We start from the raw sequence: 26875 nt of genomic DNA, 5'->3' as shown, positions 1-26875 counted from the left end.
TTTTGTTGCCGGAATCAGGAAGCGGCGGGGGTGGCGCCGGGCAGCAGGGTGACCACATCCCGCAAAAGCACCAGCGGGTTTTCCCCTTTCTGGACGCGCAGACTGAAATAGGGCCGCCCCAGGGCGTTGTAGAGCACCCGGTGGGGATACTGGTCCATGACGGCGGCCAGCTGCTGGGGGCCGATCACGTCGGAGTAGAGGATCAGAAGATCGTTGCGCTGCACGATCTCCACAATGCCCACCCGAGCGGCGGTGACCCGCACCAGCGACACATCCACCAGCCCCTGGACGCTCTTGGGCGGGGAGCCGTACCGGTCGATGAGTTCGTCCAGCACGTCCTCGGCGTCGGCGGTGGTTTCGATGGCCGCAATGCGCTTGTAGGCCTCGATGCGCCCGGCGGGGTCGGGGATGTAGTCCTCCGGCAGGTAGGCGTCGATGGAGATATCCACCAGACAGTCGCTCTTGTCGGGGGCTGGGGTCTCGCCCCGGGCGGTGGCGATGGCCTGGCCCAGCATCTTCACATAGAGATCATAGCCCACGGCCTCCATGTGGCCGTGCTGGCTGTGGCCCAGAAGGCTGCCGGCGCCGCGGATCTGCAGATCCCGCATGGCGATGCGGAACCCCGACCCGAAGGCGGTGAACTCCCGGATGGCCGAAAGCCGTTTGGCGGCCACCTCGGTGAGCACCTTGTCCCGGGTGAAGGTGAAGTAGGCGTAGGCCTTGCGGGAGGAACGACCCACCCGGCCCCGCAGCTGGTACAGCTGGGAAAGGCCCATGCGGTCGGCGTTTTCGATGATGAGGGTGTTGCAGTTGCGCACATCCACGCCGGTTTCGATGAGGGTGGTGCAGACCAGCACGTCGATCTCGTTGTCCAGCAGCTGCTGCCACACCGAGGAGATCTGTTCCTCGGTCATCTTGCCGTGGGCGATGCCGATGCGGGCCCCCGGCACCAGTTTGCCGATGCGGGCGGCGCATTCGTTGATGGTGTCCACCCGGTTGTGCAGGTAGTAGACCTGCCCGCCCCGGGCCAGCTCCTTGCGGATGGCCTCCGAGACGATGCCCTCGTCGTATTCCAGCACGTAGGTTTCCACCGGCTGGCGCTCGAAGGGGGGCTGCTCGATGGTGCTCATATCCCGGATGCCGGAAAGAGCCATGTTCAGCGTGCGGGGGATGGGGGTGGCCGACAAGGTCAGCATATCCACCCCGATGAAGGCTTCCTTCAGTTTTTCCTTGTGCTTGACGCCGAAGCGCTGTTCCTCGTCGATGATGACGAGCCCCAGGTCCCGGAACTTCACGTCGTCGGAGAGCAGCCGGTGGGTGCCCACCACGATGTCCACTGTGCCATCCTTGAGGCCCCGCAGCGTCTCTTTCTGTTCCTTGCTGCTGCGGTAGCGGGAGAGCAGCCCGATGCGGATGGGGTAGGCCTCCATCCGGGCGATGGCGGTGTTGAAGTGCTGCCAGGCCAGGATGGTGGTGGGGGCCAGGATGGCGCACTGTTTGCCGCCCATCACGCACTTGAAGGCGGCGCGCAGGGCTACCTCGGTTTTGCCCACCCCCACGTCGCCGCAGAGCAGCCGGTCCATGGGCCAGGGCTGTTCCATGTCGTGCTTGATGTCGGCGGCGCAGGTCAGCTGGTCGGGGGTTTCCTCGTAGGCAAAGCGCTGCTCAAAATCCCCCTGCCAGGTGTCGTCGGCGGGGAAGGCGTAGCCCTTGGCCTGCTTGCGGCGGGCGTACAGCTCGATGAGCTCCTTGGCCATGGCCTCGGTGGCAGCCCGCACCTTTTTGCGGGTCTTGGCCCAGTCGCTGCCGCCCAGACGGCTCAGCTTCACGTTGTCCTTGCCGCCGGGGGCAGTGTAGCGGGACAACAGGTCCAGCTGGGTCACCGGCACATACAGGACATCCTTCTTGTCGTATTCGATGCGCAGGTAGTCCTTGGTCACCCCCTGCACGGCCATCCGCTGGATGCCGGCGTAGCGGCCGATGCCGTGGTTCTGGTGGACCACCAGGTCGCCGGGGGAGATCTCGCTCAGGCTGTTCAGGGCGTCCTTGTTGCGCTTTTTCTTCTTCTGGGCGGTGCTCACCCCGAAGGCCCGGGCCGTGAACACCGCATACTTGGCAAAGGGCAGGCTGCACCCGGCGGAAAGCTGTCCCGGCAGCACCTGCACAAGACCGGCGGCGGGGGCGGCGTTTTCGTCGGTGGTGACGTTGAGCCCCTTCACCCGCAGATCGGCCGCCAGGCCGGCCGCGGCGCGGGGCGTGCCTGCCATCACCGTCACGGCGGCGCCGCCGTCGCACAGCGGCTGCAGATCCTCCAGCAGATGGGCCACCTCGCCGGCCCAGGCGGGCAGGGCGTGGGCCGGGGCGTTGACGATCTCCTTCAGGGCAATGTCCGACATGCTGCGGGCGAAGTTTTCGGCGCAGATGGTGCGGCAGCGGGCGGGCTGCGCCCACAGCCAGGCGGGTTCGGCGTAGAGCTTGTCAAGCCCCGGGGCCAGCACCCCGTCCTGGAGCAGCGTGGTGAGCTCCTCCCCCCGGCGGTAGGCGGTGGCCCGCTGGGCCTCCCGCAGCGAGGCGGGTTCCTCCAGCACCAGCAGCGGGTCGTCGAAGTAGTCCAGCAGGGTGGCGGGCTGGGGATAGCGCACCGCCAGGTATTTGTCCAGGTTCACCGGCACGGCGCCGCCGTCCAGCTGGGCCAGCTCGGAGGCCATGCAGGCTTCCAGCGCCGTGCGCTTTTTGCCCCGCTGCTTTTTCAGGAAAGCCCGCAGCAGGTCGGCCGCCTCGGCGGGGGCACCGAACAGCACCTCCCGGGCGGGGCTCACATAGATCTTCTCCACCGGGTCCTCCCGGCGCTGGGTGGTCAGATCGAAGGTGTGCATGGTATCGATCTCGTCGCCCCAGAACTCCATGCGCACCGGCAGCTTCATGTCGGGGGCGTAGAGGTCCACGATGTCGCCGCGGATGGAAAACTGTCCGGGACCGTCCACCTGGGTGCGGCGGGTGTACCCGGCGCCGTGGAGCAGGGCGGTGAGCTCGGTGCGGGGGATGGAATCCCCGGGGTGGAGCGTGCGGGTGTTGGCGCAGAAATCCGCCCTGGGGGTGGTGTACTGGGTCAGTGCCTCCTCCGAGACGCAGACCGCCTGCAGACGGCCGCCCACCAGGTCGCCCAGCACCCCCAGACGGCGGTATTCGTATTCCCGGGCGGTGCCCTCGATGGGGCGCAGCACATAGTCCCGGGCAGGAAAGACCGCCGCCGGAATGCCCAGCGTGTTCAGGTCGCCTGCAAAGCGGGTGGCCTCGGCCTCGCCGGGGGTCACGATGCAGAGCGGCCGCTCCAGGGTGCGGCACAGGGCGGCGTAGACCAGGGCGCGCCCCGAACCGGGCAACCCAAATAAGGCGCATGCCCCTGGTTCGGAGAGCGCATGCGCCAGTTTTTCATATTCCTTCGTTTGGGTAAAGCGGGAAGTAAACAGTGTCATAGAATCAGAGAAGAGCGTTTCCCGCCGCCGCACACCCGAAAGGGGACGGCAGGGGAAAACAACTCACAGATCAAAGATCACAAAACACGGAAAGAAGGTCCGCTGCCGGAATGCACCGGCAGGGCGGAGAAGCGGGCCGATCAGGCCTGGTTCAGGTATTCCTTGGCCAGCCAGCCGTACTGACCCTCGTACTGGACCACGATCCAGGTTTCGTCGGCGTTGGCACCCAGGGCGGTCACGGCGGTGCCGGCCGGGATTTGAGCCACCTTGTCAAAGTCGGTGCCGGGGCCGGCGCGCAGATTCATATTGGAGTCCGGCGTCACGGTAAAGGCCGGCTGCTCGCCCTCGGCATAGACGGTGGCGGGCTGCTCGGACAGGCCGTCAAAGTTGACCGGCGTGGGTTCCGGGGTGGGCTCGGGGGTGGGTTCCGGCGTGGCTTCCACCGCGTCGCCGGGGACTTCTCCCTCCGGGGCGATGCTGTCCGAGGCAACGCCTTCCGCGGTGGAGGCGCTCTCCGGGGTGGTGGACGGGTCAGCGGAGCTGCCGCCGTCAAAGGCGCCGGTCAGCAAAAGAAAACAGAACACAATGGTGGCGATGAATACAACCGCACACACCAGCAAACGGACCAGTGCTTGTTTGCGAAGAGAGCTCATGGGTCTATCTCCTTTATCGATTGAATTTGTTTTGTGCATATTGCAAGTTGTCGTCCATCAGCAGCTTGCAGGCTTGTTCAATATCAGGGTAGCGGTCAGTCACCGCCTTGCGGTCCTCGGCGGGCAGCTTGCCCAGCACCCAGGCCGCCAGATCGTACTGGGGATTGGGCTTGGCGCCGATGCCGATGCGGATGCGGTTGAACTCCTCGGTGCCCAGGCTGGCGATGATGCTTTTCAACCCGTTGTGGCCCCCCGCCGACCCGTGGGGCCGGATGCGCAGATGCCCCGGCTGCTGGGTAATGTCATCGCAGAGCACGATGATGCGGCTGGCCGGGATCTTGAAAAAGTGGGCGGCGGGAGCGATGCTCTGCCCGCTCAGGTTCATGTAGGTCAGCGGCTTGAGCAGCACCACCTTGTGGTCGCCCACCTGTGCGGTGCCGTACAGTCCCTGCCACTTGCTCTTGTTCACCGGACACTGCCACTGCTCGGCCAGATAATCCAGCGCCTCAAAGCCGGCGTTGTGGCGGGTGCCGTCGTATTTGGGTTCGGGATTGCCCAGACCGGCAATCAGCCAGTCGGCACTGGCGGGAGAAGAAAAGAAAGCCATAAACGAATAGAACGCTCCTTGTTGATGTACTTTTGGGGGACGCTTACAAGACTTCCACGATCCGGCTTCCGAAGGGGAACAGGGCAAGCCGCGCGATCTTGAAATACTGCAGGCCGAAGGGGATACCGATGATGGTGATGCAGAGCAGGCATCCCCACGCCGCGTGGGCCACCGCCATGGGCAGCCCGGTCACGATCAGCCAGATGATGTTCAGCAGCAGGGAAGGAGCCCCGCCGCCGTACAGCACCTCTTTCCCGAAGGGAAACAGGCTTAATGAGGCAAATTTGAAGCACTGCAGCCCCACCGGAATGCCGATGACCGTGATGCACCACAGCACACCGGCCGCGGCCCAGCCCAGGGCGCTGAGCCATCCGCCCAGCAGAAACCACAGAAGATTGCCAAGAAGGCGCATGATCCGGTCCCTTTCCGCCCTTACAGGCTGTCAAGACGATTCTGCAAGACCAGCTGTGCCTTGGCCACGTCCGCTTTTTTCACGAAGATCAGGTATTCTATGCTGCGGTCGGTCTGCTCGCCCACGGCAAACATGGTGCCGGTGCGGCGGGAAGCGCTGCTGAAATTGATGGTGCGGGTGCGGCAGACGATACCTTCCTTGCGCAGCGCCTGCAGCGAAGTGCCGTACTGTGCGGCGTCAAAGGTGCACAGCACCTCCACATAACCAAGGATCATGAGCCAGACGGACATCATACCGCATCAACCCTTTCGTTTGTCGGCCTCCAGCTTCTGCTTTTTGGCAATGTACTTTTCCAGCTTGTGTTCACCCCAGGCGTCGATGTTGACCTGCTTGGCCCGTTCGATGCCCAGCGCCCCGGCGGGCACATCCTTGCCGATGGTGGAACCAGCGGCCGTGAAGGCATGGTCGCCCACCGTGACCGGCGCCACCAGGTTGGTGTTGCATCCGATGAAGACGTAGTCGCCGATGGTGGTGTGGAATTTGCCCTCGCCGTCGTAGTTGCAGGTGACGGTGCCGCAGCCGAAGTTGCAGTATTTGCCCACGGTGGCATCGCCTATATAAGTAAGGTGGCTGACCGTGTTGCCCTCGGCAAAGTCGGCGTTCTTGGTCTCCACGTAGGCGCCCAGGTGGCAGCCCTCGGCGGTTTTGGTGCCGGTGCGCACGTGGGTGAAGGGCCCGATCTTGTTGTTGGGGCCGATGTGGCTCTGGTAGCACTGGCTGGCGTTGATGGTGGAACCTTCCTCCACCACGGTATCCTCCAGCAGGGTGTTGGGACCGATGACGCAGCCGGCGCCGATGACGGTCTTGCCCCGCAGGATGCAGCCGGGCAGGATGGTGGCCCCCGGGGCAATCTCCACTTCGGGGTCGATGTAGACATCGCGGCTGATGAATTCCACACCGTTATTCAGATGGCGCTCGAAGGTGGCAGTATAACGCTGCTGCGCCAGTTCAAAATTTTCTTTGGCGGTAGACATAAAAATCCCCCTTATATATAAATACCTTATTTCTGTATTGTACCCCAGAAGGCCCGATTACGCAACCCGAAAAAAGGCCCCGTCGGCAGGAAAAATGCAAAGAGAACAAAAATAACAAAAAAAGCGGAGTAAGGAACAATTTCCGAACTTTCCGCCCAGTATATTTTACACGATTTTTGTGCAAATTGCAATACCCTGGGGAGAAAAGTTTGTTAGATTTTCAGCCAAAGTAGTGAGCAGTTTTTTAACAATCCACTGGAAATTCGTTTTAGGGTCTGTTATAATGGACTGTGCAAACACGAAACGTTGTATGCAAACACGTTACCGTTTTTGGGAGGTTAGTATGAGCAAGAAATTCTTGTACCTGTTCAAAGAGGGCCATGACGCCTTCGGCGGCGACCAGACCACCATGAAGAACATTCTGGGTGGCAAGGGCGCCGGCCTGGCCGAGATGACCCACGCCGGCATGCCGGTTCCGCAGGGCTTCACCATCACCACCGAAGCCTGCACCCAGTATTATGCCGACAACCGCGAGATCAATGACGAGATCAAAGCGGACATCTTCAAATACATGGGCATTCTGGAGGAGCAGACCGGCAAGACCTTCGGCTCCGTGGACAACCCGCTGCTGGTGTCTGTCCGTTCCGGTGCCCGTCAGTCCATGCCCGGCATGATGGACACCATCCTGAACCTGGGCCTGAACGATCAGGCTGTGGAAGGCCTGGCCAAGAAGACCAACAACCCCCGCTTCGCCTATGACTGCTACCGTCGTTTCATCCAGATGTACTCTGATGTCGTTATGGAGCTGGGCAAGAGCTTCTTCGAAGAGCGCATCGATGCCATGAAGGAGCGCAAGGGCGTCAAGCAGGATGTGGAGCTGACTGCCGACGATCTGAAGGAACTCGTCAAGGAGTTCAAGCAGATCTACCGCGAGAAGCAGGGCAGCGAGTTCCCGCAGGATCCCAAGGAGCAGCTGATCGGTGCCGTCAAGGCCGTCTTCCGTTCCTGGGACAACCCCCGCGCCAACGTTTATCGTAAGATGAACGAGATCCCCTACGAGTGGGGCACTGCCGTCAACGTCCAGCAGATGGCGTTCGGCAACTCCGGCATGCGTTCCGGCACTGGCGTTGCGTTCACCCGTAACCCCGCCACCGGCGAGAAGAAGCTGATGGGCGAGTACCTGATCAACGCCCAGGGCGAGGATGTCGTGGCCGGTATCCGTACTCCTTCTCCCATCAGCAAGCTGCATGAGGAGATGCCCGAGGTCTACGATCAGTTCGTTGAGATCGCTACCCGCCTCGAGAACTACTACAAGGATATGCAGGACATGGAGTTCACCATCGAGGATGGCAAGCTCTTCATGCTGCAGACCCGTAACGGCAAGCGTACCGCCCAGGCTGCTCTGCGGATCGCCTGCGACCTGGTGGACGAGGGCGTTATCAGCGAGCAGACTGCTGTTCTGCGCGTTGAGCCCAAGCAGCTGGACACCCTGCTGCATCCCCAGTTTGACGCTGCCGCTCTGAAGGCCGCCGAGGCAATCGGCAAGGGCCTGGCTGCTTCTCCGGGATCTGCCTGCGGCCGTGTGGTCTTCTCTGCGGAGGACGCCGAGGAGAAGGTCAAGGACGAGGCCTGGAAGCGCGTCGTTCTGGTCCGTCTGGAAACCAGCCCCGAGGATATCGTCGGCATGCAGGTTTCTCAGGGCATCCTGACCGTCCGTGGCGGTATGACCAGCCACGCCGCCGTTGTCGCTCGTGGCATGGGCACCTGCTGTGTCTCCGGCTGCGGCAACGACAACGATGTTGTCATTGACTACGACGCCAAGACCATCTCCATCAACGGTCACCTCTTCCATGAGGGCGACTGGATGAGCATCGACGGCTCCACCGGTAACATCTACGAGGGCCAGATTGCCACCGTGGCTTCCACCGAGAACGCCAACTTCAAGCGCTTCATGGCCTGGGCTGACGCTGCCCGTCAGATGAAGGTCCTGACCAACGCCGACAACCCGCGCGACGCCCAGAACGCTGTCGACATGGGTGCTGAAGGCATCGGTCTGTGCCGTACCGAGCATATGTTCTTCGCCGAGGACCGCATCAAGGCTGTCCGCGAGATGATCTGCGCCCGTACGGTGGAAGAGCGCAAGACCGCTCTGGCCAAGGTCGAGCCCTACCAGGAGGCCGACTTCATCGCCATGTACCGCATCATGGGCGACCGTCCGATGACCATCCGTTATCTGGATCCGCCTCTGCATGAGTTCCTGCCCACCAAGCCCGAGGAGATCGAGGCTCTGGCCAAGGACATGGGCATGACCACCGAAGAGCTGAACAACGTGGTTGTCAGCCTGCACGAGTTCAACCCCATGATGGGCCATCGTGGTTGCCGTCTGTGCGTCACCTATCCGGAGATCGCCGAGATGCAGACCAACGCCGTCATCAAGGCTGCCCTGAAGGTCAGCGCCGAGACCGGCAAGATGATCACCCCGCACATCATGATTCCTTTGGTTGGCGAGGTCAAGGAGCTCAAGTACGTCAAGGATGTCGTCGTCAAGACCGCCGACAAGCTCATCGCTGAGGCTGGCGTTGACATGAAGTACCAGATCGGTACCATGATCGAGATCCCGCGTGCTGCCCTGACCGCCGGCGAGATCGCCAAGGAAGCTGACTTCTTCAGCTTCGGCACCAACGACCTGACCCAGATGACCTTCGGCTTCAGCCGTGACGACGCTGCCAAGTTCCTGACTGCCTACTACGACACCAAGATCTACGAGAGCGATCCGTTCCAGCATCTGGACCAGGTTGGCGTTGGCAAGCTGATCAAGATGGCTGCCCACGACGGCCGCGAGACCAACCCGAACCTGGGTCTGGGCATCTGCGGCGAGCATGGCGGCGATCCCTCCAGCGTCGAGTTCTGCCACAATGTTGGCCTGGACTACGTCAGCTGCTCTCCGTACCGTGTGCCTATCGCTCGTCTGGCTGCTGCTCAGGCCGCTATCAAGAATCCTCGCAAGTAATTACGTTGGACTCTTGGAGCTCACGCTCAGCTTAGAGGATGCGCAAGCATTCCAAAAAGCACACAACAGCGTGATAAAGCCAAGCCGATGGCGTGATATCGACTTGGAGATCTACCTGTAATACGCCAATCCCCCTGCTACTGATTTCAGTTGCAGGGGGATTTTTTATGCCTACTTTTTGTTCAGAAGGCGATTTTGGGCCCGGAAAATCTGGATTTTCTGAAAATGTACCCGGTTTTTCGTATACATTTTTGGGCACAAAACGCCTCTTGCAAGCCTTATTTTTACCAAGAAAGGAAGCGTATTGTCATGGCAGAAAACCAAGTCCAAAACCCACAGGCTGAAAAAGTAATCACTCTTTCAGCCTGTCTGCTGGAACCCTTTCAGGGGCATCCCTTCCGGGTGGCCAGCGGCGAGGAGATGGAACAACTGAAGGAAAGCATCCGGGAGTACGGTGTCCTCTCACCGCTGCTGGTCCGGCCCCGTGGTGATGGCCGCTACGAGATCGTCAGCGGGCACCGCCGCAAGGCCGCCTGCGAGGCCCTGGGCATCACCGAACTGCCGGTACTGGTCCGGGATATGACCGACGACGAGGCGGTGATCCTTATGGTGGACAGCAACATTCAGCGGGAGCATATCCTGCCCAGCGAGAAGGCGTTTGCCTATAAGATGAAGATGGAAGCCATCACACACCAAGGCAAGACAACTTCTCGCCAAGTTGGCGAGAAGTCATGGAGTGTGGAACAAGTCAGTCAAAATAGCAACGACAGCCAACGGCAAGTCCATCGCTACATCCGCCTGACCCACCTGATCCCCTCCATCCTCCAGATGGTAGACGAATACCAGATTGCCTTCAATCCGGCGGTGGAGATCTCCTACCTGACCGAGGAACACCAGCGAACGCTCAAAGAGGAGATGGACGCCTGTCAGGCCACACCGTCCCTCACCCAGTCCCGCACCCTCAAACAAATGAGCAAGGAGGGAACCCTGACCCGAGAATACCTGCATCACTTGCTCACCGAGGAAAAGCCCAACCAGAGGCAGAAGTTCTTCCTCAATCAGGAGGACGTGCAGCGGTATTTCCCCAAGCACTACACCCCGCAGCAGATGCAGCAGGTTATCCTCCATCTGCTTCACACCTGGCAGCACAAACGCGGCTACAACAAGGATACTCAGGAACGCTGAAGGAGGCACACCATGAAACTGACTTACACCGAGACCGATGGCTATCTCATTCCCGATCTGGTTCTCCCCGAAACCGATACCCGGCCCATCGGCAAATACGGTGAACTGCGGCGGCAGTTCTTGAAGAAGCATCGCCCCGACTTATTCGACCTCATGCTTCTGGAAGGTACGCTGCACAGCCACCTGGCCGATGTAGACACCGAAGCCCGACAGATGGTAGAGGACACCATCAACCAGATAGCCCGCCAGCAGGGCGTGGATGAAGCCCTCAAACAGGCCGATCCGCTGGCCTGGGCAGGGCGCATGAATGCAATCAAGAATGCAGCCGAGGAAGTGGTCCTGCCGGACCTTCTATACGGGGACGCACTGGAGTGATTCCTTTTCAGCACGTACAAAAAGGCCTGTCCGCAGGGGTAACGAGCACTGGCTTTGTATAGCTTTTGCAAGCCATACGCCGCCCCAGCGCAGGACGCTGGCAAGGGGCGCAGCCCCTATGACCCCCCGAAAATCCAACAACGCAACAATGCAGAGACCGAGCAGCGATGCCCGGTCTTTTGCTATATGGAGGTGGAATTATGTTGACTCGAAACGTACAGATGAACATCCGGGTGACACCGGAAGAAAAGAAGCTGTTTGAACAGGCAGCCACCCGATGTGGGCTGACACTCTCCCAATACATCCGCATGCGGCTACACAACCAGATGCCCCGGCAACTGCCCAACGCCGACTACCGGCAGGTGCTGGATGCTCTCACCGCCCTCTACCACAAGGGCAACACACCGGAGGTGCAGCGGGAAATTCTGGACACGCTGCTGACCGTTCAGAGGGCGGTTACAGTGCCGCAGAAGGAGGAATGAGAAGATGGCTGTCACCAAGATCTGGCCCGTGAAAGGGCGTCTGGATGCGGTCATACGCTATGCCGGAAACGAAGAAAAGACCCGGCTGCCGGACCTGACCGGTCTGTCTGCGGGCAAGGACGATCTGAGCGACGTGCTGCAGTATGCCGCCAATGACGCCAAAACCACCCGGGAAAGTCAGCTGTTTGTCAGCGGTGTCAACTGTGTGCCGGAGATTGCCCGCCAACAGATGGAACTGACCAAACAGCAGTTCGGCAAGACCGGCGGCACGGTGGCCTTTCACGCCTACCAGAGTTTCCGCCCCGGCGAGGTCACGCCGGAGCAGTGCCACGCCATCGGAGTGGAACTGGCTAAACGGGTGTGGGGTGACCGCTTTCAGGTGCTGGTAGCCACCCACCTGAACACCGATTGCTGCCACAATCACTTCGTCATCAACTCAGTGTCCTTTGTGGACGGCAAGCGGTACAACGATTGCAAAAAGACCTACCGTACTCTGCAGGACGCCTCGGATGAACTGTGCCGGGAGCAGGGACTTTCGGTGGTAGACAAAAAGGATGCCCACCGGGTGCCTCGCAACCTCTATCTGGCCGAGAAAGCCGGAGAGCCCACCCGGTATAACGTCATGCGCCAGGACATTGATCTGGCCATCCTGCGCAGCGAAACGCCCCGAGATCTGCCCCGCATCCTGCGCAAGATGGGCTATGAGGTGGATTTCAATCCCAACCACAAATACCCGACTATCAAACTGCCCCATGACCGCCGTGCCGTGCGCTTCAAGACGTTGGGAGAGGAGTACACCCCGCAAGCTATGGCCCAGCGCATCCAGCAGAATCATGCGATGGGGATTTTCAAACGCATGGAGATCTACAACAAGCGGTATCCTCCGGTGCATCCCCATTACCAGAAGCTGCGGCAGGACTTCCGCAAGGCTATCATGGAAGCGTTCGGAATCTACCGCACCTACCTGTATTACTGTTACCTGCTGGGCAAGCTGCCCACCACAACACCCAACTACCGCCCACCTCATCCAGCCATGAGGGAGGATTACCGCCGCTGGGCGGAAATTGAAAAGCAGCTGCATCTTCTGGAACGGCATTCGCTGAATACCGCAGAGGACGTAGCTGCTTTTACATCGGAGCAGGAGCAGAAACTGAGTGATCTGGAGGCCCGGCGCACCAAGTGCCGCAACCGTCTGCGCCGCTGCCGCGACCCGACCGAGTGTGAGGCCCTCCACGCGGAAAAGGATGAACTGACCAAACAGATCACCGAAACCAGAAAGGAGCTGAAAACTGCCCAGCAAATTCCTTCCCGTGTCAAACGTATGCGGGAGAATATCCAACTGTTGAACGACCGGGAGCAGCAGCGCGCCGCCCACCAGAAAGAACGATAACCAACCAATCACAGAAAGGACAACGACTATGAATCCCAATGGAATTTTGACTACTTACGAAGAACGCATGAAAGCCAACCTGCAGCAGTACCAGCGCCCCGAAAAGGCCGGTATCTTCCGCCTGCGCCTTGATCACCGCACCTGGGGCAAGCACATGTGCCTGTTCTGCTACTTCACCGACCTGGACACCGGCGAGAAGGTCCGTCTGGCCTGCTGGCGCGGCGCCGGGGAGTGCTACGCGCCCCGCAAATGTACCATTGACTTCGCCAAGGTCCGTGACCTCACCTGCTGGCGCTGCACTCTGGCAGCAAACGTGTACGGTATTATTGACTGGATCGACGCGGAGCCGCTGTAAATTAGAGCTCCTCAAGATCGCTTCGCACAAATTCATCCATCAGCTCAATCGCATCTGATTTCCTTTCATCAGGAACGAGATCGAGAACTTTGTCAAAAAGCTTGCCCAACCGGACCACATCAAGCTGCCTCATACGGAGCGTAGCATCTCCCAGAAGCTTTTCTTCATCAAGTATTACCTTTAAATGCTTCCAGAAGTCAGATACATACTTTTGGACTTGTTTTACATCGGTATGAGTTCCGTCGGAGGCAGTGAAGGTGTGGAAGAAGAAACTTTCCTCACAAGCGGATTTAATATCCTCCGTTCCAGATGACAGATAGTCTTTTGCAAGTTTTTTGCTTGAATTCAATACGGCATTAAACATTTCTTTTTCTAAGCGAGTATTTTGATTCCGCAACCATTTCACTAACTGCATATATACAATGTCGCGTTGAAGGGCTGCCTTTTGAGAATTGGCTTTAGAAACAACCCCTTGAACATATTTTCTATAAAAAGGTGATGAATTTGACATAATAATTCCTCCTAACCATGTGTTAAAAAAGAAAAAGGATGCTATTGGGGATATGAAAATTATACCATAAAAGCACGGGCCAGTGTGAAAAAGCACCCGGAATAGCTAATATATAAAAAAGCTGCCGGTTCACACCGACAGCCTTACGGTTCAAGATTTTCTTCCTCAAACATGGGTGAATTGAAAAATTCGCTGATGTTCAAATTCATGCCCTGACACAATTCGTGGATGATGCGCAGTTTTACGGAGTCGTACATACAGTTTACAACATTGCCAATGGTAGACTTAGGAACGCCGCTTTTCATAGATAACTGATATTGGGTCATGCCACGCTCTTTCAGCAATTCCTGAAGTCGCTGGCTGACCGCTTCATTCAGTTTCATGTGACCACCGTCCCTTTTACTGTACTACCACAATTATAGGAGTACGGAACGGCAAAATAGTCCCTGTAGCTGTACTATTTCAGGCTATTATGATATGATGAAAATAGTACCGGGAGGTGGACTAGTTGAAAAGTTGTACGTTCTTTGGTCATCGGGATTGTCCAGAAACCATCAAACCGAAAATTCACACGGCGGTGGTGGATTTGATCGAAAATCACGGAGTAACCATGTTCTATGTTGGTAATCAGGGCAATTTTGATCGTATGGTGCGTTCTGTTCTGAAAGAAGTAACAACGGCGTATCCACAGGTTGGATACGACGTTGTTCTTGCTTATATGCCGTCTGCCAAAGCCACGGCTGTTCCTGAAGATTTCTCGGACACCATCTTGCCAGAAGGGATAGAAAAAGTCCCAAAGCGGTACGCTATTCCCTGGCGCAATAAATGGATGATCGAACATGCGGACTTCGTAGTCACTTATGTTTTAAAGCCTTCCGGAGGAGCTGCCAAATTCTCTATGCTCTCTAAGAAAAGAGGAAAGAAAATATATCCTTTGATTTAGACGGTATTTATATCGGAATCGCATTACCCCCAAATGGGTAAATTCATGATTCGGGATGCCCCATATCATTTTTTACTGCTAATGCACGTATCCGAATAGCATAATTAGAATCGGTAGTCAACGCTTCAACAATGCTGCGCGCCATATCATATTCGAATAGGCCCTTTTCACAAAGAGAGAGAATTTTGTTCCGTACGGAGGATGAAGGGTCTGTCATAGCTTGGTATATACGATTTTCAACGAGCGACTTAGCATTGCTATCTAATAAATAGCTTAATGTTTGATAAGCAATCCTTCGTATTTCATCGGACTCATCATCTGCGCACTGAAAAACAATTGATAGAATTAAAGCATCTGCTGTCTCACCTTTATGGTAGTATAGATATTTTTCTATACATTCTGCCAGACCGACACGTTCGTTCAGAGAGCGCTTATTGTATTCTACACACCAAGTCAGTAACGACTCCTTGCCTAAAAGGCCCACCATTAACTTGGCCATGAAAATTCGAATTTCCAACATTGCCCTTGACTTATACTGCACAAAATCATATCCCTGTGTTGTATCAATGTCACGGAGCGAATCTATAAGAGTTGAGGGAAAAGAAATATTATGCTGAATAAATAACGCCACAACATCGCACAGCGCGTTGGCACAGCTTTCTTTTGTTGGTACAGCCACATGACTGTTAAGAACCTGGACCGCTAACGGTACAAATTTTTCCGAAAGGATATTGCAAATGGCCTGGGCGTTGGTGTCAGAAGCTTTACGCGAGATATAGCCAATCATAGCATACGGGTCCGATGCAAATGCAGCATATACACCGTCACTATTATATGCGCTAAAATGGTTTTGAGCTTGTGTAATTTCATCTTGTAGGATGGCCTCCCAAGCATCACCGCCCATATTGATTTTATATAGTTTTTCCTCAATTCCGGTTAGACCATTGTTTTCCTTTGACTCTAAACAGCCAAAAACGGCAGGATCAAAACGCACAAGGCATGCGATAATTTGTGGTGAACCGCCATTTTCTACAATGGTAGCTAAACTTTGATCCAAGGCATCACGAAGCGCAAGAATGTTGCCTTTTGAAATTTTATTTAGATCTAATGTCCAAATAATATTAGTGATGTCCTTGCCTCTTATATATCGTTTCTGTGAAATAATATTTATAAGAACAGTCACTACCTTATCCTGATTGAGACGGATAAGATTTTTCTTTATGCAGCCGAGGTATTCCTGCGAATTTCCCCAATAGATTTGATCTGCGCGCGATAATATAAATTCCTCTGCCTCTTGAAAAGTGTCATCAGAAAAGTAAAGCCCCAAGATTTTCAAAACAGCTTGTTGCATTGCACTCTGGTTTACTATTGGAGTCCTTTTTGCCAATTTCCAAAGAGCATCGGCCTCTGTTGTAACCAACGAATACACAGTATCCCAATTTTTCTGAACAAAGAGCTCAAGCTCCTTAACATCACCTTGCAATATATACAGACTTACGCACTTTTGGATTAACGCCACATCGTTTAGGATATCGAAATATTCGCACAGTACATAAATCAATATTTTTCTGGCAATAAGTAAGTGCGTATAAGAGCCGTATAATGCTGCTGAAAACAGATAGTTACATGTATCAGAAAGTACCTCGTTAATGCTATTTCCGTAAATTGTTGTGTATCGGGAGGCAGTGCTTATTTTGAACTTTTCTTTTGCGATGGTACTGTAAATGTTAGATTTGTACCGATCCAATACCGGAAGATAAACAATCGAGTCCAGTTCATTAAGTTCTTTTTGGGCAGGTCCTTCAATGAGACGCTTTCCTTTTGCCTTGGCACAATCGATTTCCATGTTTCTGCAATCAATGAGAATATCCGTTGTGATCCAGCTTGGCATTTTATCATTTTTCGACAACCGTAGAGCTTCTCGCTCATATTCAAGAGCTTTGTCGAGGTTTCCATTCACACAGCACCGAATAGCGTCCCATCGTTTTTCCAACCAGTCCGTACTAGCATATAAAGACGTGCTTTTCTCAAGTAAATTTAGGATTTTATCATCGCATTGGAGGGGCTTACCATTTACAAGCCACTCCAACAACTCATTTCCCAAATCTCCCAATTCGGAAATAGCACTGTTTTGATTGCGTTTCAGATAGCGTGTACCCAACAGATCCAGTAGATACTCGTAACTGCTTGAGAAAAGGGAAATTGCAGTGATTTCCGGAACACCAGATTTCGAAGATACTTGTTCTTCGAGAATTAAAGCGGTTCCAGAATCTTCTTTATGATTATACGCCTCCAAAATGTATGGCTTATCCTGAAACCATCGAATCACGTCTTCAATGACATCATTTCTGACCATAGGTGCTATATTGTCAAAATTGTCCACCTCACGGTAAGTACAATAATCTGTGGTTTGGAGTTCTCGCTTCAATTTGATAACGTCCAAGTCAGGATGATCATCTTTTAAAAAATATATTAGGAGAGGCTTTTTCCATTTGGTGGCTTGTGCATACTCCACAGCCGTTCCTTTTCTAACCTCACCTTTTACTAACAAAACAGTTAGGTCTGCTTTCCTCAATTGACTTTGAAAAAATTGCAGGGAAGGAGTGGTAGACGGATTATCCTCAATAATAAACGGATTGAGGTAGGGACAGGCACTCAAACATTCTTTTATACGTCGACGCACATCACTCCAGGCAAACCCATTTTCGTTGCTTTGGGCGGAACTTATAAAGACACGAAGTCGTTCTTCAGGAATAACAGTTTCTCCCATCTTTATACCTCCCAAACAGTTTCATCCCCGCAAATATTACGAACTTTTAGGCGCAGCGGTTTCTTACCGCTGCAAATGGAGCCATCCCAAAACTCTTTGGTCTTTTCACCGTTTCTGCTAATATAGCCATTTTTGTCAATTTTGATTTCACTGTCGGAGTGCCATTCCCCTTTGGGGGCAGTGCAGTCCAAGCTTAAGTACTCGATTAGTTCCAAACCGTTATCGCTAATTTCAATAGGCTTAAAGGGCTTCTTAGCTGTCGAATTTAGCCTGCTCTTTTCGTTAAATTCCGTTATCTTTTGCAATACACGGTCACTAACAAATGTATCAATCACAACAGTATAACCAAGGGAATGCTCCTGTTGCACTTCATCAACATGGAATTTGGCATAGTCGCCTATAACCACATCGTCTAGAATTGTTTTGAGGTCCCGTAGTTCAATTTCTACGGTGGTGCTATCATCCTTGGCAATAAAATTGCGGATTTCTTCTTCGCTAGTAATGTCAATATAGTAGACAATAACTTTTTTGATACTAGGATCCAGGTCGGGGATAGCCTGATGGATGATGCGGTTCATCAGCACAACATCCAGCAGCTTGGAGGTGCTATCCATTAGGTTGGGAACATAGACGGGAATAGTCCCCAGCTTACTGTCGGTGATAGCCCCTTCCCAAAAGGAATCCAGAGAATCTTCGTTTTTCAGACCTGGAATCAAGGATTTGATCTTGTCCATGGTTTGGACAGGGTTACGGTAGAGTTGCACGCCATCCTTGATTTCCAAGACATCGAACTGCGCCCCATCTGCTTTCAGTCGATCTCGTGTAGTTTGAATAGAGTTGAGACCGATATCACAATGAACGAAACGGCGTCCCAATTTGTTGGACACCGCCGCAGTGACACCACTGCCGCCGAAGAAATCGGCAATGAGCATACCTTTGTTGGAAGATGCTCTGATAATGCGTTCAAGAAGTGCCTCGGGTTTTTGAGTTGAGTACTCTAAGCGTTCTTCAGCAACTGGATTAATGACAAAAATATCCGTCCATAAATTTTGTATAGGGCTACCTTCCCATTCATCTAAGTATTGCTTTCTTTCAATCCGCTGTTTTTTATCGCGTGGGAATTTTAATCTTCCCTCTTTTTCATAACGTTCCATTGTTTCAGGCGATACCGACCAGCCATTTTTAGGAGGAGCATATCCTTTATATTCATATACTAATGACGGACTATATGACGGGCTAACTAATGGGCTTAGGCGATATTTTCGGCCGTCTCCATCATCATATTTAAATCGTTTAATATAGTCCTCTTGTCCATCTTTTGTTAGTGGTGTTTCGAAGACATAATCTTCAGACATTGTGTAAAAGAAAATAGAATCTGTTACAATACCATACTGCTTTGATTGTCCGAGATTTCCTTGCTTTCGTTTCCAAACAATTTCATTTCTGAATCTTTCTTCACCAAAAATCTCATCCATTAGGATTTTTACATAATGTCCGATGTGGTAATCCAAGTGCACATAGATGGATGCAGTTTCACTCATTACACTTTTAATTGCCATGAGATTCTCGTACATCCAGTTGAGGTACTTTTCCTTATCCCACACATCACCATACATTTTTTCCTCAAAGGCTTTCAACTCATCAATGTCTAGTTCCTGCTCTGCCTGAGCGATAGCCTCAGCAACTTTAGGGTTACGGCGAAGATAAACCTTCTTGGCATAGTCTGCACCACTGGCAAAAGGTGGGTCAATATACACAAGATCAACTTGAATGCCATGCTCTTTAAGATAAGCGCAAGCAGAAATGCATTCTCCCCGAATTACCAAGTTCCCATCTTGATTGTCGCCAACCGTTTCTTGCTTTTCCATTTCATACAGAGGCATTCCACGTTGTAAAACCATAGACACATCGTCTGAACCCTTATATTTAAGGATGCGGTTAAAGTTTCCCAACACAGCCTGTCCCTCTACCGGTTCGGGAACAAACGGTACATATTTGATCGGCATCAGATTTGCCCTCCGTTTTTAATAATCGAATTTGCGACACCTTCTGCTGCTGCCGTTACAAGTGCGGTTGAAACAGTTTTAACTGTATCAAAAACCAATGGAAGCCCTTTTTGTACAATTACATTTTTGGTCTTTTCCCACATAGTATGATCACGTATCTTCTCCAGAAAGTCATAGCCTTCCCACGTTATAGTACGCACATAAGTGTTATAACACCGGTCATATATGCAATCCCGCACCAGTCCATGACCTTCCATAAGTTTAACATGCTGCATAATTTCCATTGGAGTATATCCATCTACGACAATAGGCCTAATATGTGTGCTATTTATATCCTGCTTTTCAATTTCTAACAGAATATTTCGGATTAAATCCATGTCTCTTTTCATTGCCTACACCTTGAAAAAATTATTGATTGTATCTTTTGTAAGGGTGAGCCTGTCTCGTTCAGGCATAGTATCTTCCAAATACAAATATTCAAACCTTTCATACCCAAAGGCACTATTGTTCAGGCGAAGGAATTTTGTTTGCACAAAGTCCTTTTTATCCTTGAATTTAGGATCGTTAGCGTATGCATCGCCCTTGGTTTCAACAATGATGACTTTTTGAATTCTGCCATCTTCACGTTGAAGGATTAGGAAGTCCGGCGTATACATTCCAATATATTGCCAAGCATCACTGTTACGCTTGTAGCATTTGATTTTAAATTCTGTCATGCTCCGGTCACCATTATAGTAGACCTCCAACCCCAAGCGTTCAATTTCAGGAAAAGTAAGCACATCACGCAGGAAAGTCTGTTCAAAACCGCTATCCGTATGATAGGGCAGGTAATGGAAGGAGTGGTTCTTTCTGGGGTAAGAAGAATATTTTTTGCGCAGCATAGCCAGAACATCTTCCTGCCCCATTTCTTGAGCCAAATCCATCATAGCCTGCGCCTTTTTGTCCACTTTAAGTTTGCCTTGATCGTCCAAAACAATTTTCTGGACATCCTCTTGAGACGGGTAATATTTATCGGGGTGCTCCGTTTCTACCGTTTGCGTAAAGTTGGTAATATTCAGCAAGCTTACGGACAAGGGAATTTGTTCCTCCTTTGTTTTGTAGGAGCGGCGGTCGCAAAATGCCTTGCGTATATTTGCTTCCACTTGCGGTAGGTTAAATCGAGAACTAAAATATCTGGAATCTTCCTTCTGATACGTGATGAGTTCAAAAATGGTTCGAAGTTGAATATCGTAGGAAAGTAATTCCTCCATGGTAAGTGAGCCGAAAGAATCCCGAGTAATTCTATAAAGCCAAGCATAATAGGCAGCAGGAACAATTCCACGTTCTTCGTCATCCATCTTTGTATCTACTATTTCCATTGACAAATCCGTGGTTTTAATAATGCCTGTTGCATTTTCTGTGCCTTTATATGCATCACAAAGAGTCTCTTCGGGGTGCGCGGCTTCCAAAGTCAATGTTTCATAATTGATTTTTAGTTGGTAAAATTCAACTTTGGGTAGATGAAGATACTTTGTGCGATCATACCGGGCAAGAGGTACTTTGTGATGATCTGCCTGCGCAAATTCCTGCAAAGAAATGTGATGTTGTTTTTGCAGCTGGCTGTTAAGTTTTTCGGCATTGCTACTGTTAAGGTAAATCAGCGCACTTTCCAATGCATTCTTTTGAACTTGGCGTAGGCATCGGCAAGCAGTTTGAAGCACCATGTTTTTAGGGCAGTCGCCTTCTTGAGAGAGGATAATTCCTGTTAGGCTTCGACAATCCCATCCTTCTTTTCCGATTTGGACCAATAGCACAATACGAATTTTTGAAAAAGGCTGATCCAGACTATCAAATTCCATTTGACTATCAGCCGGTTGAGGATACTGCTTGTTGCCTTTATGGAACTTCAGAATTGTATCGCTGGAAAGTTCGTATTCTGCTGCAATGCGTGCTGCAAGAGGGTAGACTAACTCTTCCAGTTTTTCAATGCTGCCACAATAAATGCCCAACTTGGCTCGAGTCCCATCAGGATAGATAGTGTCATGGTACGTATTTAGAAACTCTCTAATACCGTTTTCAATAATACGGCTACTATCAGCTATATCTGCAATCTTTACAACTGGTCGTTTCAAGAAATTTCCTACACCATCAATTAGCGGGTAATAGTAGACAATGTTTGAGATTTCAGAAGATGATACTGAGAGTTCTTCTGTTACCTTAATCTTTTCCAGCTTTTCTAGATATGGAGTTCCGGAAAAACCAATTACGGAATTAACTGTTTCGTTTTGCATCCACTTATTTACCACAGCTCGCAGCTTGATTTCACTACTAACCGCGTGGTGTACCTCGTCGATGAAAATGGATAGGCCAGGGAGTTTTCCAAGCAGGTTGCGCAGCTCATTTGCTTGCCGGTCTTTTTCATCGTCGCTCTCATCGTAAAAGCTGATTTGTCCTTCAACTTCCTGTATACGGTCAAGAATCACTTTTTCAGCATTAGTGACTGCCACCAGCCCAAACAGTTCAGATAGCGGTTGATGGTTAGCAATTTTTTGAACGTTTGGATTTTTTGTCTTATTAGATTTACTAGCTGATTTTCCTTGATCCAGTACCTCAAAGAAAATTTGGCGCTTAATTTCTGATGCCGCTGGCTCTGGGATGACCCAAGAAGGATCGAACCTCTGAATAGTTTTCAGACTGGGAACTACTGAGGATTTAAGGCCGGAAGGTGCAAAAATAATAAAGTTATGGGCAAAGGCCGGATTATGGGGTTCATTTTGAGCAAAATAAAGATCCAAATAAATAAATGCAGCCATCAGGAAGGTCTTACCTGCGCCCATCGGAAGGCTGAACAGATAATCCGTATAAGATACTCCGTAAAAGGCAGAACGGAAAAAGCTATCATAATTGATGCTTTCCGGATTTTTTCTAATCTGCTTCTCTAGCTTTGCAGAAACCTGCTCGTTTCCCTCATTTTTTAGGCAAGAATATTCAAACAGTGCTGCAGCAGCAGGATGATCAACTAAAAAAGCTCTGGTTTTCGCAGAAAGTTCCTCTTGCTCTAAATCCAGAGTGTTGAATGCTCCTTGAGAAAACAACTTTGCCAACGGTGCACAACCACAGGCAATTTTCAGAAATAGATAAGTTTTAATAGCATCTATTTGAGCGTCACGCATTTGATTGGTTTTAAGTATATAATCGATAATTCCTTGAGCCGTACACTCAGAGGATGCAAACCAACGGTCTCGCGCATTGGTGATCATTCGGTAAAACATGAGGATTCTCCTTTTTTGCCGTTTCTTGCTTCCCGTGTTCTCCCATCTAAAGGCTTTTCAGCTTCCTTGGGAATGGCCCATACACGTCCCAGACGGTAAGCGCCCAAAACACGTCCAGATTCACAAAGGACTTCAACCCTTCGCTGTGAAATTCCCCATTCAGCGGATTTATCTTTGGGTGTTACATACTCCATTGTGTAAGCTCCTTATATTTAATTATAAAAATTATACATCTCTTGAGCGAACAATACAATTAGCAACGGTTAGAAAGTATTTTATTATGAGGAAATTTTGCCGTTCTTTATGATTTAGCTTTGTGCATTTTAAAGGCTATATTTGACAAATTAATCAATAAAACGGAAACCGTGCGGAGCTATCCGCACGGTTGTAAGGGAAATAATAAAATATTTTTCTGTAGGTAAGACTTTTTATATAATATTCTAATCAAGGGGACGATCAAAAAGGTAACACATGATCTTATTGCATGGCCTGTTGAATTGACTCAAAAAAGCTCTTTATTTCTTCTGGAATTTCATCCACCATGAGTTCATTGATTAAGGCTTTCTTTGAAATCTTCAAATGCTTTTCTGAATTTAGCCAACCCAACAAGGATTTTAGGCATTCCTTACCCATGCCGACTTTACGAAGCTGATCTATCTCACAAGTCGCTTCATTTGTTTCCCGTATTTCATCTGCTTTTTTTCGATACTCATTACTCGACCGGTATATTTCCAACCCCTTAAAAGAAGAAAGCTTAGATAGAGAATCCTCAATCACTGTATTGTATTTGTACTTTGCGAGGCGAATATCTGCCGTCCTCCGAAGCAGAAAAACACGGATATGAACGGGTCAGCAAATACCCAAAAAGCACGAAATACGGAAGGCAAAATCCTATCTCCGAGCGTTGGAACAGCGAAGAACAACTTGTCCAGTGGCGCAAGGCGTGGGCAGATGCAGCGAATCGTTATCTGGAACGGTACGGACATGAAGAACGCATTGACCACCGCAGCCATGCAGAACGGGGATTGGACGAGCAGCCAACCATTCATGAGGGCGTTTTCGCCCGTTCGCTGGAACGGCAGGGAGTCATCTCTGACCGCTGCGAGATAAACCGACAGATCAAAGCAGACAACGCTTTGCTTCATGAACTGAAAGCCGCCGTTATTGCTGCAATGGAAAGTGCGCTGAAAAAACTGGAAGCGCAGGAGGCAAAGTATTCTGCTGAACTGGACGCCGCACTGAAGGAATACAGCGAATTGAAGAAACAGGCTTCAGAATTTGACGCTGGTGAGCTGATGGAGGCACGGCTTTCCATCCGTGGGAAAAAAGAACGCTCTGCGGTTACTCGTGTGCAGGACACCTATGGCGAGAAATACGATTCGCTGATGATGTTTGACAGCAAGCGGGATGTCGCAAATCTGCTCCACGAGGAAGCGGAAACACGCTCCGTCCGGGAGCGCCTGCGACAGAAACAACAGACAAAGACGCAACGGCAAAGAAAGCCCAAACACTATGAACAGGAACGGTAAATGCCGTTCCTGTTCGATGGTTTTATACCATGAAAATTAAATATAAGTGTACAATTTTTTAATGCCTTGCAGACTCTCGTCATGATAAACCAAGGCGGTGAGCGAATATGTGCCGGTTTGGCTGAAAAAGGACAGGCTTACCCATTTAAATTTCCGCTTTTGCTTTATCAGAAATTTGAAATTCAAAGACAGAACTATCATTTAAAAAGTTCACATGCGCTCTACAAGAAAGCCGGAGGTACTCATATATTTATTTTACTTGTATTTTACAGATAATTAACTCCGGTTATATGGAAAACCAAATGCATCAAATGTATAATAGAAATATGGAGTGGATTGCCTATGCTTTTTGCCCTATATGATTTCCTGGCATATTGCCTGTATAGCATCAGCCGGTTTTCCGGAGGAAGTGCGTTGCTTTGCGCCGCTTTTTCTGAAAAACCGGCTGTTTTCGTTATGAAGAGAATCAAATTTCTGTAATGAAAAGGAGAAGACGCCATGCAAAAAACGTATATTCTGGATACCAATGTTCTGATCCAGGCGCCCTATGCCCTCCAATCCTTTGAGGACAACCATCTTGTTTTACCTCTTGCCGTCCTGGAGGAACTGGATGGATTGAAAAATGCAGAGGGGGAAAGGGGCGCCAATGCGCGGCAGGTCATCCGGTATCTGGAATCGCTGCGCACGGCGGGAAACCTGCTGGAAGGCGTCCCCCTGCCCGGCGGCGGCACGCTGCGCCTGGAGGTCAACTGCGTGGACGTGAAGCTGCCGGAAGGCTTCCCGGATCATAAAAACGACAACCGGATTTTAAAAGTCTGCCTTGGCCTGCAAAACAGGAAAACGCCGGTTATCCTGGTGACAAAGGACATTGTGGTGCGCGTCAAGGCACAGATGCTGGGGATTCAGGCGGAGGATTTCACCACCGAGCAGGCGCCTGTCAGCGAGGAGCAGTATACCGGCCGGTGCGAGGTATTTGTAGCGGAAAAGAAATTCGAGGACTTTAAAAAAAAGCATATTACGCCGGAGGATGTATATCAGGTGGACGAAGCCGGTGAAAAGCTTCCTGTGACGCTCATGCCCAATCAGTTCGTCATCCTCAAAGCGGACCAATCCGCCAGGAAAACCCAGCTCGGCCGTTTTGACGGGAAGAAAATCGTTCCGCTCTCTTTTCATAAGAAAAAGCCCTACGGTGTTTCCCCAAGAAATATCGGCCAAAAATTCTTACAGGAGGCCTTGATGGCCGATGCGGAGGGAGCGCCGCTGGTGATCGTAAAGGGGATGGCCGGCACAGCCAAAACCTTCTACACCTTGGCGGTCGGCCTGCACGCCATGCTGGAACAGGAGGAACCGGCTTACCGGCGCATTTTGATCAGCCGCCCCAACGCCCAGTTTGACGATGACATCGGCTTCCTTCCTGGAGATGAATCGGAAAAAATCGCCCCGTTGCTCCGACCGGTCGTCGACAATCTGGAGCTCCTGGTGGATCAAAATGAAAAGGAACGGTTTGCCGACGAGCGCAGCCTTTCCGGAAAAGTAGAGGAGTTGTTCGACCGGGGCATTGTGGATGCCCAGGCCCTTAACTTCATCCGTGGCCGGTCGATTTCCAAAACCTATCTGGTCATTGACGAGGCGCAGAACCTGACGCCCAAGCAGGCCAAGGGGATCATCACCCGTGCCGGGATGGGTACGAAAATCATCCTGTTGGGCGACCCGCAGCAGATTGACCATCCCCTTTTGGACGAACGCACCAACGGCTTGAGCTACGCAGCGGAAAAAATGAAGGGCAGTCCGCTGTGCTGGCAGGTCACCATGTCCGCCGAAGAGTGTGAGCGTTCCGCACTGGCTATGGATGCGGTAAAAAGGATGTAAATGGATTGGATTTTATATATGCACAGGAAAGGTTGTTAGCGATATGAAGGAAAATCGTTCTTTTCAGGAGACCATCGCACGGATAAGGCAAAAGCTCAGGAGCAGCCGGAAACGATGTATCGGCGTACTGCTGATCCTGCTCGGTATTGTTTTGGGGATTGTTTCCAGGGCGGCGGGCGGATCTCCGTCCCAGGATTTCACCTCCGGTATCCTCATGGGTCTCTCGGCCGGCATCCTTCTTGTTGGGATTCTTGCAGTCCTGCTGTCCTTCATCCGGAGGCGATGATATACTGGATAAAGCTTCCAACCTGCCGAAGCTTCATGCCGAGGCGTCGGACGAGGACGATCCTATGAGCGCCCAGGTGGTATGAGATTTTGTAGACGCCGTGAACCGCTTTGAAAAGAAAATTCACGGCCTAAAGCTGAGCAAAAACGTCGCCATCCAGACTGCGCCGCAGATCCGGTTGATCCAGAGCAACGATAAAATGCCGGCAGATAAAATTCAAATGGCGGCTCTCAGCACCGTTCCACTGTGGGAAAGCCAGATCAAGATCGCTCTGGGACTGCACCGGCAGGAGGGCCGCGTTGCCCGCCAGAGTGCGGAAGCGGACCTCCTGAGGATCGAGCGGCAGCTTAAAAAGGCGCTACTTGAAGCTGCGCAGCAGTAATAGACAAAATGGCAAAATCCCTTTCAGGTTGCAAAACTGACTGCTCAGCACAACCTGAAAAGGGATTTTATGTTTTTGCTGTGTGTGTAGCAGGATAAGCTTATTCACAGGTAAGCAGCGGAAATTGGGTGGAATTTTTATTTTATCCTTTTTCGTGCTCACAAACTTCGGTCGGTTGGGGAGCCTTTATCTGTCTAAAAACCAGAATCCCCTTGGAAGAAGGTGTAATAGAACAAGAAACCAGTTCAAATCCTTCCTGTTCCATTTGATTGGCTACATCTTCGATTCTTGCCGCCATTTCCTTTGCTTTAGGAGAGTATTTTACAACAATCGTCTTATACATTCTGAA

25 protein-coding genes and 2 pseudogenes are annotated in these 26875 nt (G+C 51.6%); 11 read left to right on the top strand and 16 right to left on the bottom strand.

The window, feature by feature from the left end; all coding sequences use genetic code 11:
- Window positions 1–14 precede the first annotated feature (14 nt).
- The 6 genes from mfd to ABGT73_RS07715 all read right to left on the bottom strand — a co-directional run bounded on the left by mfd (window position 15) and on the right by ABGT73_RS07715 (window position 6182).
- Window positions 15–3383, bottom strand: coding sequence for a transcription-repair coupling factor (gene mfd, locus ABGT73_RS07740; protein ID WP_346669215.1), 3369 nt, complete (start codon window positions 3381–3383; stop codon window positions 15–17).
- A 233-nt stretch (window positions 3384–3616) separates the two neighbouring features.
- Window positions 3617–4129, bottom strand: a complete 513-nt coding sequence (locus tag ABGT73_RS07735) for an SH3 domain-containing protein (protein ID WP_346669214.1) — start codon at window positions 4127–4129, stop codon at window positions 3617–3619.
- A gap of 13 nt (window positions 4130–4142) precedes the next feature.
- Window positions 4143–4736: an aminoacyl-tRNA hydrolase gene (gene pth / locus ABGT73_RS07730; RefSeq protein ID WP_346669213.1), complete on the bottom strand. Its 594-nt coding sequence runs from the start codon at window positions 4734–4736 to the stop codon at window positions 4143–4145.
- Between the two features lie 43 nt (window positions 4737–4779).
- A complete protein-coding gene (locus ABGT73_RS07725; protein WP_346669212.1) occupies window positions 4780–5148 on the bottom strand; it encodes a YccF domain-containing protein in 369 nt (122 codons plus the stop codon).
- Between the two features lie 20 nt (window positions 5149–5168).
- Window positions 5169–5441, bottom strand: a complete 273-nt coding sequence (locus tag ABGT73_RS07720) for a hypothetical protein (RefSeq protein WP_346669211.1) — start codon at window positions 5439–5441, stop codon at window positions 5169–5171.
- A gap of 6 nt (window positions 5442–5447) precedes the next feature.
- Window positions 5448–6182, bottom strand: coding sequence for a UDP-N-acetylglucosamine diphosphorylase (locus tag ABGT73_RS07715; RefSeq protein WP_346669210.1), 735 nt, complete (start codon window positions 6180–6182; stop codon window positions 5448–5450).
- A 343-nt stretch (window positions 6183–6525) separates the two neighbouring features.
- On the opposite strand from ABGT73_RS07715, the gene ppdK reads away from it, so the two are divergent.
- Window positions 6526–9192: a pyruvate, phosphate dikinase gene (gene ppdK, locus ABGT73_RS07710; RefSeq protein ID WP_346669209.1), complete on the top strand. Its 2667-nt coding sequence runs from the start codon at window positions 6526–6528 to the stop codon at window positions 9190–9192.
- Between the two features lie 31 nt (window positions 9193–9223).
- Here the strand turns inward: ppdK and ABGT73_RS07705 are convergent, their stop codons facing one another.
- Window positions 9224–9451 carry a hypothetical protein gene (locus ABGT73_RS07705; protein WP_346669208.1) on the bottom strand — a complete coding sequence of 76 codons (228 nt, stop codon included), beginning with the start codon at window positions 9449–9451 and terminating at the stop codon, window positions 9224–9226.
- Between the two features lie 50 nt (window positions 9452–9501).
- Here ABGT73_RS07705 and ABGT73_RS07700 point away from each other — a divergent pair, with 50 nt between their 5' ends.
- The 5 genes from ABGT73_RS07700 (at window position 9502) to ABGT73_RS07680 (ending at window position 12979) form a co-directional block, all read left to right on the top strand.
- Window positions 9502–10377, top strand: a complete 876-nt coding sequence (locus tag ABGT73_RS07700; protein ID WP_346669207.1) for a ParB/RepB/Spo0J family partition protein — start codon at window positions 9502–9504, stop codon at window positions 10375–10377.
- Between the two features lie 12 nt (window positions 10378–10389).
- Window positions 10390–10752 carry a TnpV protein gene (locus tag ABGT73_RS07695; RefSeq protein ID WP_346669206.1) on the top strand — a complete coding sequence of 121 codons (363 nt, stop codon included), beginning with the start codon at window positions 10390–10392 and terminating at the stop codon, window positions 10750–10752.
- A 200-nt stretch (window positions 10753–10952) separates the two neighbouring features.
- A complete protein-coding gene (locus ABGT73_RS07690; protein WP_346669205.1) occupies window positions 10953–11234 on the top strand; it encodes a plasmid mobilization protein in 282 nt (93 codons plus the stop codon).
- Between the two features lie 4 nt (window positions 11235–11238).
- Window positions 11239–12624: a relaxase/mobilization nuclease domain-containing protein gene (locus ABGT73_RS07685; protein ID WP_346669204.1), complete on the top strand. Its 1386-nt coding sequence runs from the start codon at window positions 11239–11241 to the stop codon at window positions 12622–12624.
- Between the two features lie 28 nt (window positions 12625–12652).
- Window positions 12653–12979, top strand: coding sequence for a hypothetical protein (locus ABGT73_RS07680; RefSeq protein ID WP_346669203.1), 327 nt, complete (start codon window positions 12653–12655; stop codon window positions 12977–12979).
- Window position 12980: 1 nt separating this feature from the next.
- Here ABGT73_RS07680 and ABGT73_RS07675 read toward each other — a convergent pair whose 3' ends face one another.
- Together ABGT73_RS07675 and ABGT73_RS07670 are read right to left on the bottom strand one after the other, a co-directional pair.
- A complete protein-coding gene (locus tag ABGT73_RS07675) occupies window positions 12981–13490 on the bottom strand; it encodes a hypothetical protein (RefSeq protein WP_346669202.1) in 510 nt (169 codons plus the stop codon).
- Window positions 13491–13633: 143 nt separating this feature from the next.
- Window positions 13634–13873, bottom strand: a complete 240-nt coding sequence (locus ABGT73_RS07670) for a helix-turn-helix transcriptional regulator (RefSeq protein ID WP_346669201.1) — start codon at window positions 13871–13873, stop codon at window positions 13634–13636.
- A 125-nt stretch (window positions 13874–13998) separates the two neighbouring features.
- Here ABGT73_RS07670 and ABGT73_RS07665 point away from each other — a divergent pair, with 125 nt between their 5' ends.
- The gene (locus ABGT73_RS07665; RefSeq protein ID WP_346669200.1) at window positions 13999–14433 is read left to right on the top strand and encodes a hypothetical protein; all 435 of its coding nucleotides are present in this window, start codon (window positions 13999–14001) and stop codon (window positions 14431–14433) included.
- Window positions 14434–14476: 43 nt separating this feature from the next.
- On the opposite strand, the gene ABGT73_RS07660 is transcribed toward ABGT73_RS07665, so the two are convergent.
- The 6 genes from ABGT73_RS07660 to ABGT73_RS07635 form a co-directional block, all read right to left on the bottom strand.
- Window positions 14477–17203 (bottom strand): hypothetical protein, encoded by a 2727-nt coding sequence (locus ABGT73_RS07660; protein WP_346669199.1) that lies wholly within the window; start codon window positions 17201–17203, stop codon window positions 14477–14479.
- Between the two features lie 2 nt (window positions 17204–17205).
- Window positions 17206–19209, bottom strand: a complete 2004-nt coding sequence (locus ABGT73_RS07655) for a site-specific DNA-methyltransferase (RefSeq protein WP_346669198.1) — start codon at window positions 19207–19209, stop codon at window positions 17206–17208.
- Window positions 19209–19598, bottom strand: coding sequence for a DUF2513 domain-containing protein (locus ABGT73_RS07650; protein WP_346669197.1), 390 nt, complete (start codon window positions 19596–19598; stop codon window positions 19209–19211). Before ABGT73_RS07650 ends, ABGT73_RS07655 begins: the two co-directional genes overlap by 1 nt.
- Window positions 19599–19601: 3 nt before the next feature.
- A complete protein-coding gene (locus tag ABGT73_RS07645) occupies window positions 19602–22460 on the bottom strand; it encodes a DEAD/DEAH box helicase family protein (protein WP_346669196.1) in 2859 nt (952 codons plus the stop codon).
- The gene (locus ABGT73_RS07640; protein WP_346669195.1) at window positions 22445–22654 is read right to left on the bottom strand and encodes a DNA-binding protein; all 210 of its coding nucleotides are present in this window, start codon (window positions 22652–22654) and stop codon (window positions 22445–22447) included. Before ABGT73_RS07640 ends, ABGT73_RS07645 begins: the two co-directional genes overlap by 16 nt.
- A 283-nt stretch (window positions 22655–22937) precedes the next feature.
- Window positions 22938–23237 (bottom strand): hypothetical protein, encoded by a 300-nt coding sequence (locus ABGT73_RS07635; protein ID WP_346669194.1) that lies wholly within the window; start codon window positions 23235–23237, stop codon window positions 22938–22940.
- Between the two features lie 41 nt (window positions 23238–23278).
- On the opposite strand from ABGT73_RS07635, the pseudogene ABGT73_RS07630 reads away from it, so the two are divergent.
- The 4 genes and pseudogenes from ABGT73_RS07630 to ABGT73_RS07615 form a co-directional block, all read left to right on the top strand.
- Window positions 23279–23989 (top strand): annotated as a pseudogene (locus tag ABGT73_RS07630) (MobA/MobL family protein); the annotation flags it as partial.
- A gap of 498 nt (window positions 23990–24487) precedes the next feature.
- Window positions 24488–25858 carry a PhoH family protein gene (locus ABGT73_RS07625; protein WP_346669193.1) on the top strand — a complete coding sequence of 457 codons (1371 nt, stop codon included), beginning with the start codon at window positions 24488–24490 and terminating at the stop codon, window positions 25856–25858.
- Between the two features lie 43 nt (window positions 25859–25901).
- Complete coding sequence (locus tag ABGT73_RS07620; RefSeq protein WP_346669192.1) at window positions 25902–26144, top strand: hypothetical protein; 243 nt, start codon at window positions 25902–25904, stop codon at window positions 26142–26144.
- A 97-nt stretch (window positions 26145–26241) separates the two neighbouring features.
- A pseudogene (locus ABGT73_RS07615) lies at window positions 26242–26526 on the top strand (toxic anion resistance protein); the annotation flags it as partial.
- A gap of 142 nt (window positions 26527–26668) precedes the next feature.
- Here the strand turns inward: ABGT73_RS07615 and ABGT73_RS07610 are convergent.
- Window positions 26669–26869 carry a hypothetical protein gene (locus ABGT73_RS07610; RefSeq protein WP_087182776.1) on the bottom strand — a complete coding sequence of 67 codons (201 nt, stop codon included), beginning with the start codon at window positions 26867–26869 and terminating at the stop codon, window positions 26669–26671.
- Window positions 26870–26875 lie beyond the last annotated feature (6 nt).

The sequence above is a fragment of the uncultured Subdoligranulum sp. genome (assembly GCF_963931595.1).
GTDB lineage: Bacteria > Bacillota > Clostridia > Oscillospirales > Ruminococcaceae > Gemmiger.
This window is presented reverse-complemented; position numbering and strand designations above follow the sequence as displayed.

Coding starts and splice junctions, on each gene's coding strand:
- ABGT73_RS07735 (WP_346669214.1), bottom strand. CDS start 4,129: ATGAGCTCTCTTCGCAAACAAGCACTGGTCCGTTTGCTGGTGTGTGCG.
- pth (WP_346669213.1), bottom strand. CDS start 4,736: ATGGCTTTCTTTTCTTCTCCCGCCAGTGCCGACTGGCTGATTGCCGGT.
- ABGT73_RS07725 (WP_346669212.1), bottom strand. CDS start 5,148: ATGCGCCTTCTTGGCAATCTTCTGTGGTTTCTGCTGGGCGGATGGCTC.
- ABGT73_RS07720 (WP_346669211.1), bottom strand. CDS start 5,441: ATGATGTCCGTCTGGCTCATGATCCTTGGTTATGTGGAGGTGCTGTGC.
- ABGT73_RS07715 (WP_346669210.1), bottom strand. CDS start 6,182: ATGTCTACCGCCAAAGAAAATTTTGAACTGGCGCAGCAGCGTTATACT.
- ppdK (WP_346669209.1), top strand. CDS start 6,526: ATGAGCAAGAAATTCTTGTACCTGTTCAAAGAGGGCCATGACGCCTTC.
- ABGT73_RS07700 (WP_346669207.1), top strand. CDS start 9,502: ATGGCAGAAAACCAAGTCCAAAACCCACAGGCTGAAAAAGTAATCACT.
- ABGT73_RS07695 (WP_346669206.1), top strand. CDS start 10,390: ATGAAACTGACTTACACCGAGACCGATGGCTATCTCATTCCCGATCTG.
- ABGT73_RS07690 (WP_346669205.1), top strand. CDS start 10,953: ATGTTGACTCGAAACGTACAGATGAACATCCGGGTGACACCGGAAGAA.
- ABGT73_RS07685 (WP_346669204.1), top strand. CDS start 11,239: ATGGCTGTCACCAAGATCTGGCCCGTGAAAGGGCGTCTGGATGCGGTC.
- ABGT73_RS07680 (WP_346669203.1), top strand. CDS start 12,653: ATGAATCCCAATGGAATTTTGACTACTTACGAAGAACGCATGAAAGCC.
- ABGT73_RS07675 (WP_346669202.1), bottom strand. CDS start 13,490: ATGTCAAATTCATCACCTTTTTATAGAAAATATGTTCAAGGGGTTGTT.
- ABGT73_RS07670 (WP_346669201.1), bottom strand. CDS start 13,873: ATGAAACTGAATGAAGCGGTCAGCCAGCGACTTCAGGAATTGCTGAAA.
- ABGT73_RS07660 (WP_346669199.1), bottom strand. CDS start 17,203: ATGGGAGAAACTGTTATTCCTGAAGAACGACTTCGTGTCTTTATAAGT.
- ABGT73_RS07655 (WP_346669198.1), bottom strand. CDS start 19,209: ATGCCGATCAAATATGTACCGTTTGTTCCCGAACCGGTAGAGGGACAG.
- ABGT73_RS07650 (WP_346669197.1), bottom strand. CDS start 19,598: ATGAAAAGAGACATGGATTTAATCCGAAATATTCTGTTAGAAATTGAA.
- ABGT73_RS07645 (WP_346669196.1), bottom strand. CDS start 22,460: ATGTTTTACCGAATGATCACCAATGCGCGAGACCGTTGGTTTGCATCC.
- ABGT73_RS07640 (WP_346669195.1), bottom strand. CDS start 22,654: ATGGAGTATGTAACACCCAAAGATAAATCCGCTGAATGGGGAATTTCA.
- ABGT73_RS07625 (WP_346669193.1), top strand. CDS start 24,488: ATGCAAAAAACGTATATTCTGGATACCAATGTTCTGATCCAGGCGCCC.
- ABGT73_RS07620 (WP_346669192.1), top strand. CDS start 25,902: ATGAAGGAAAATCGTTCTTTTCAGGAGACCATCGCACGGATAAGGCAA.
- ABGT73_RS07610 (WP_087182776.1), bottom strand. CDS start 26,869: ATGTATAAGACGATTGTTGTAAAATACTCTCCTAAAGCAAAGGAAATG.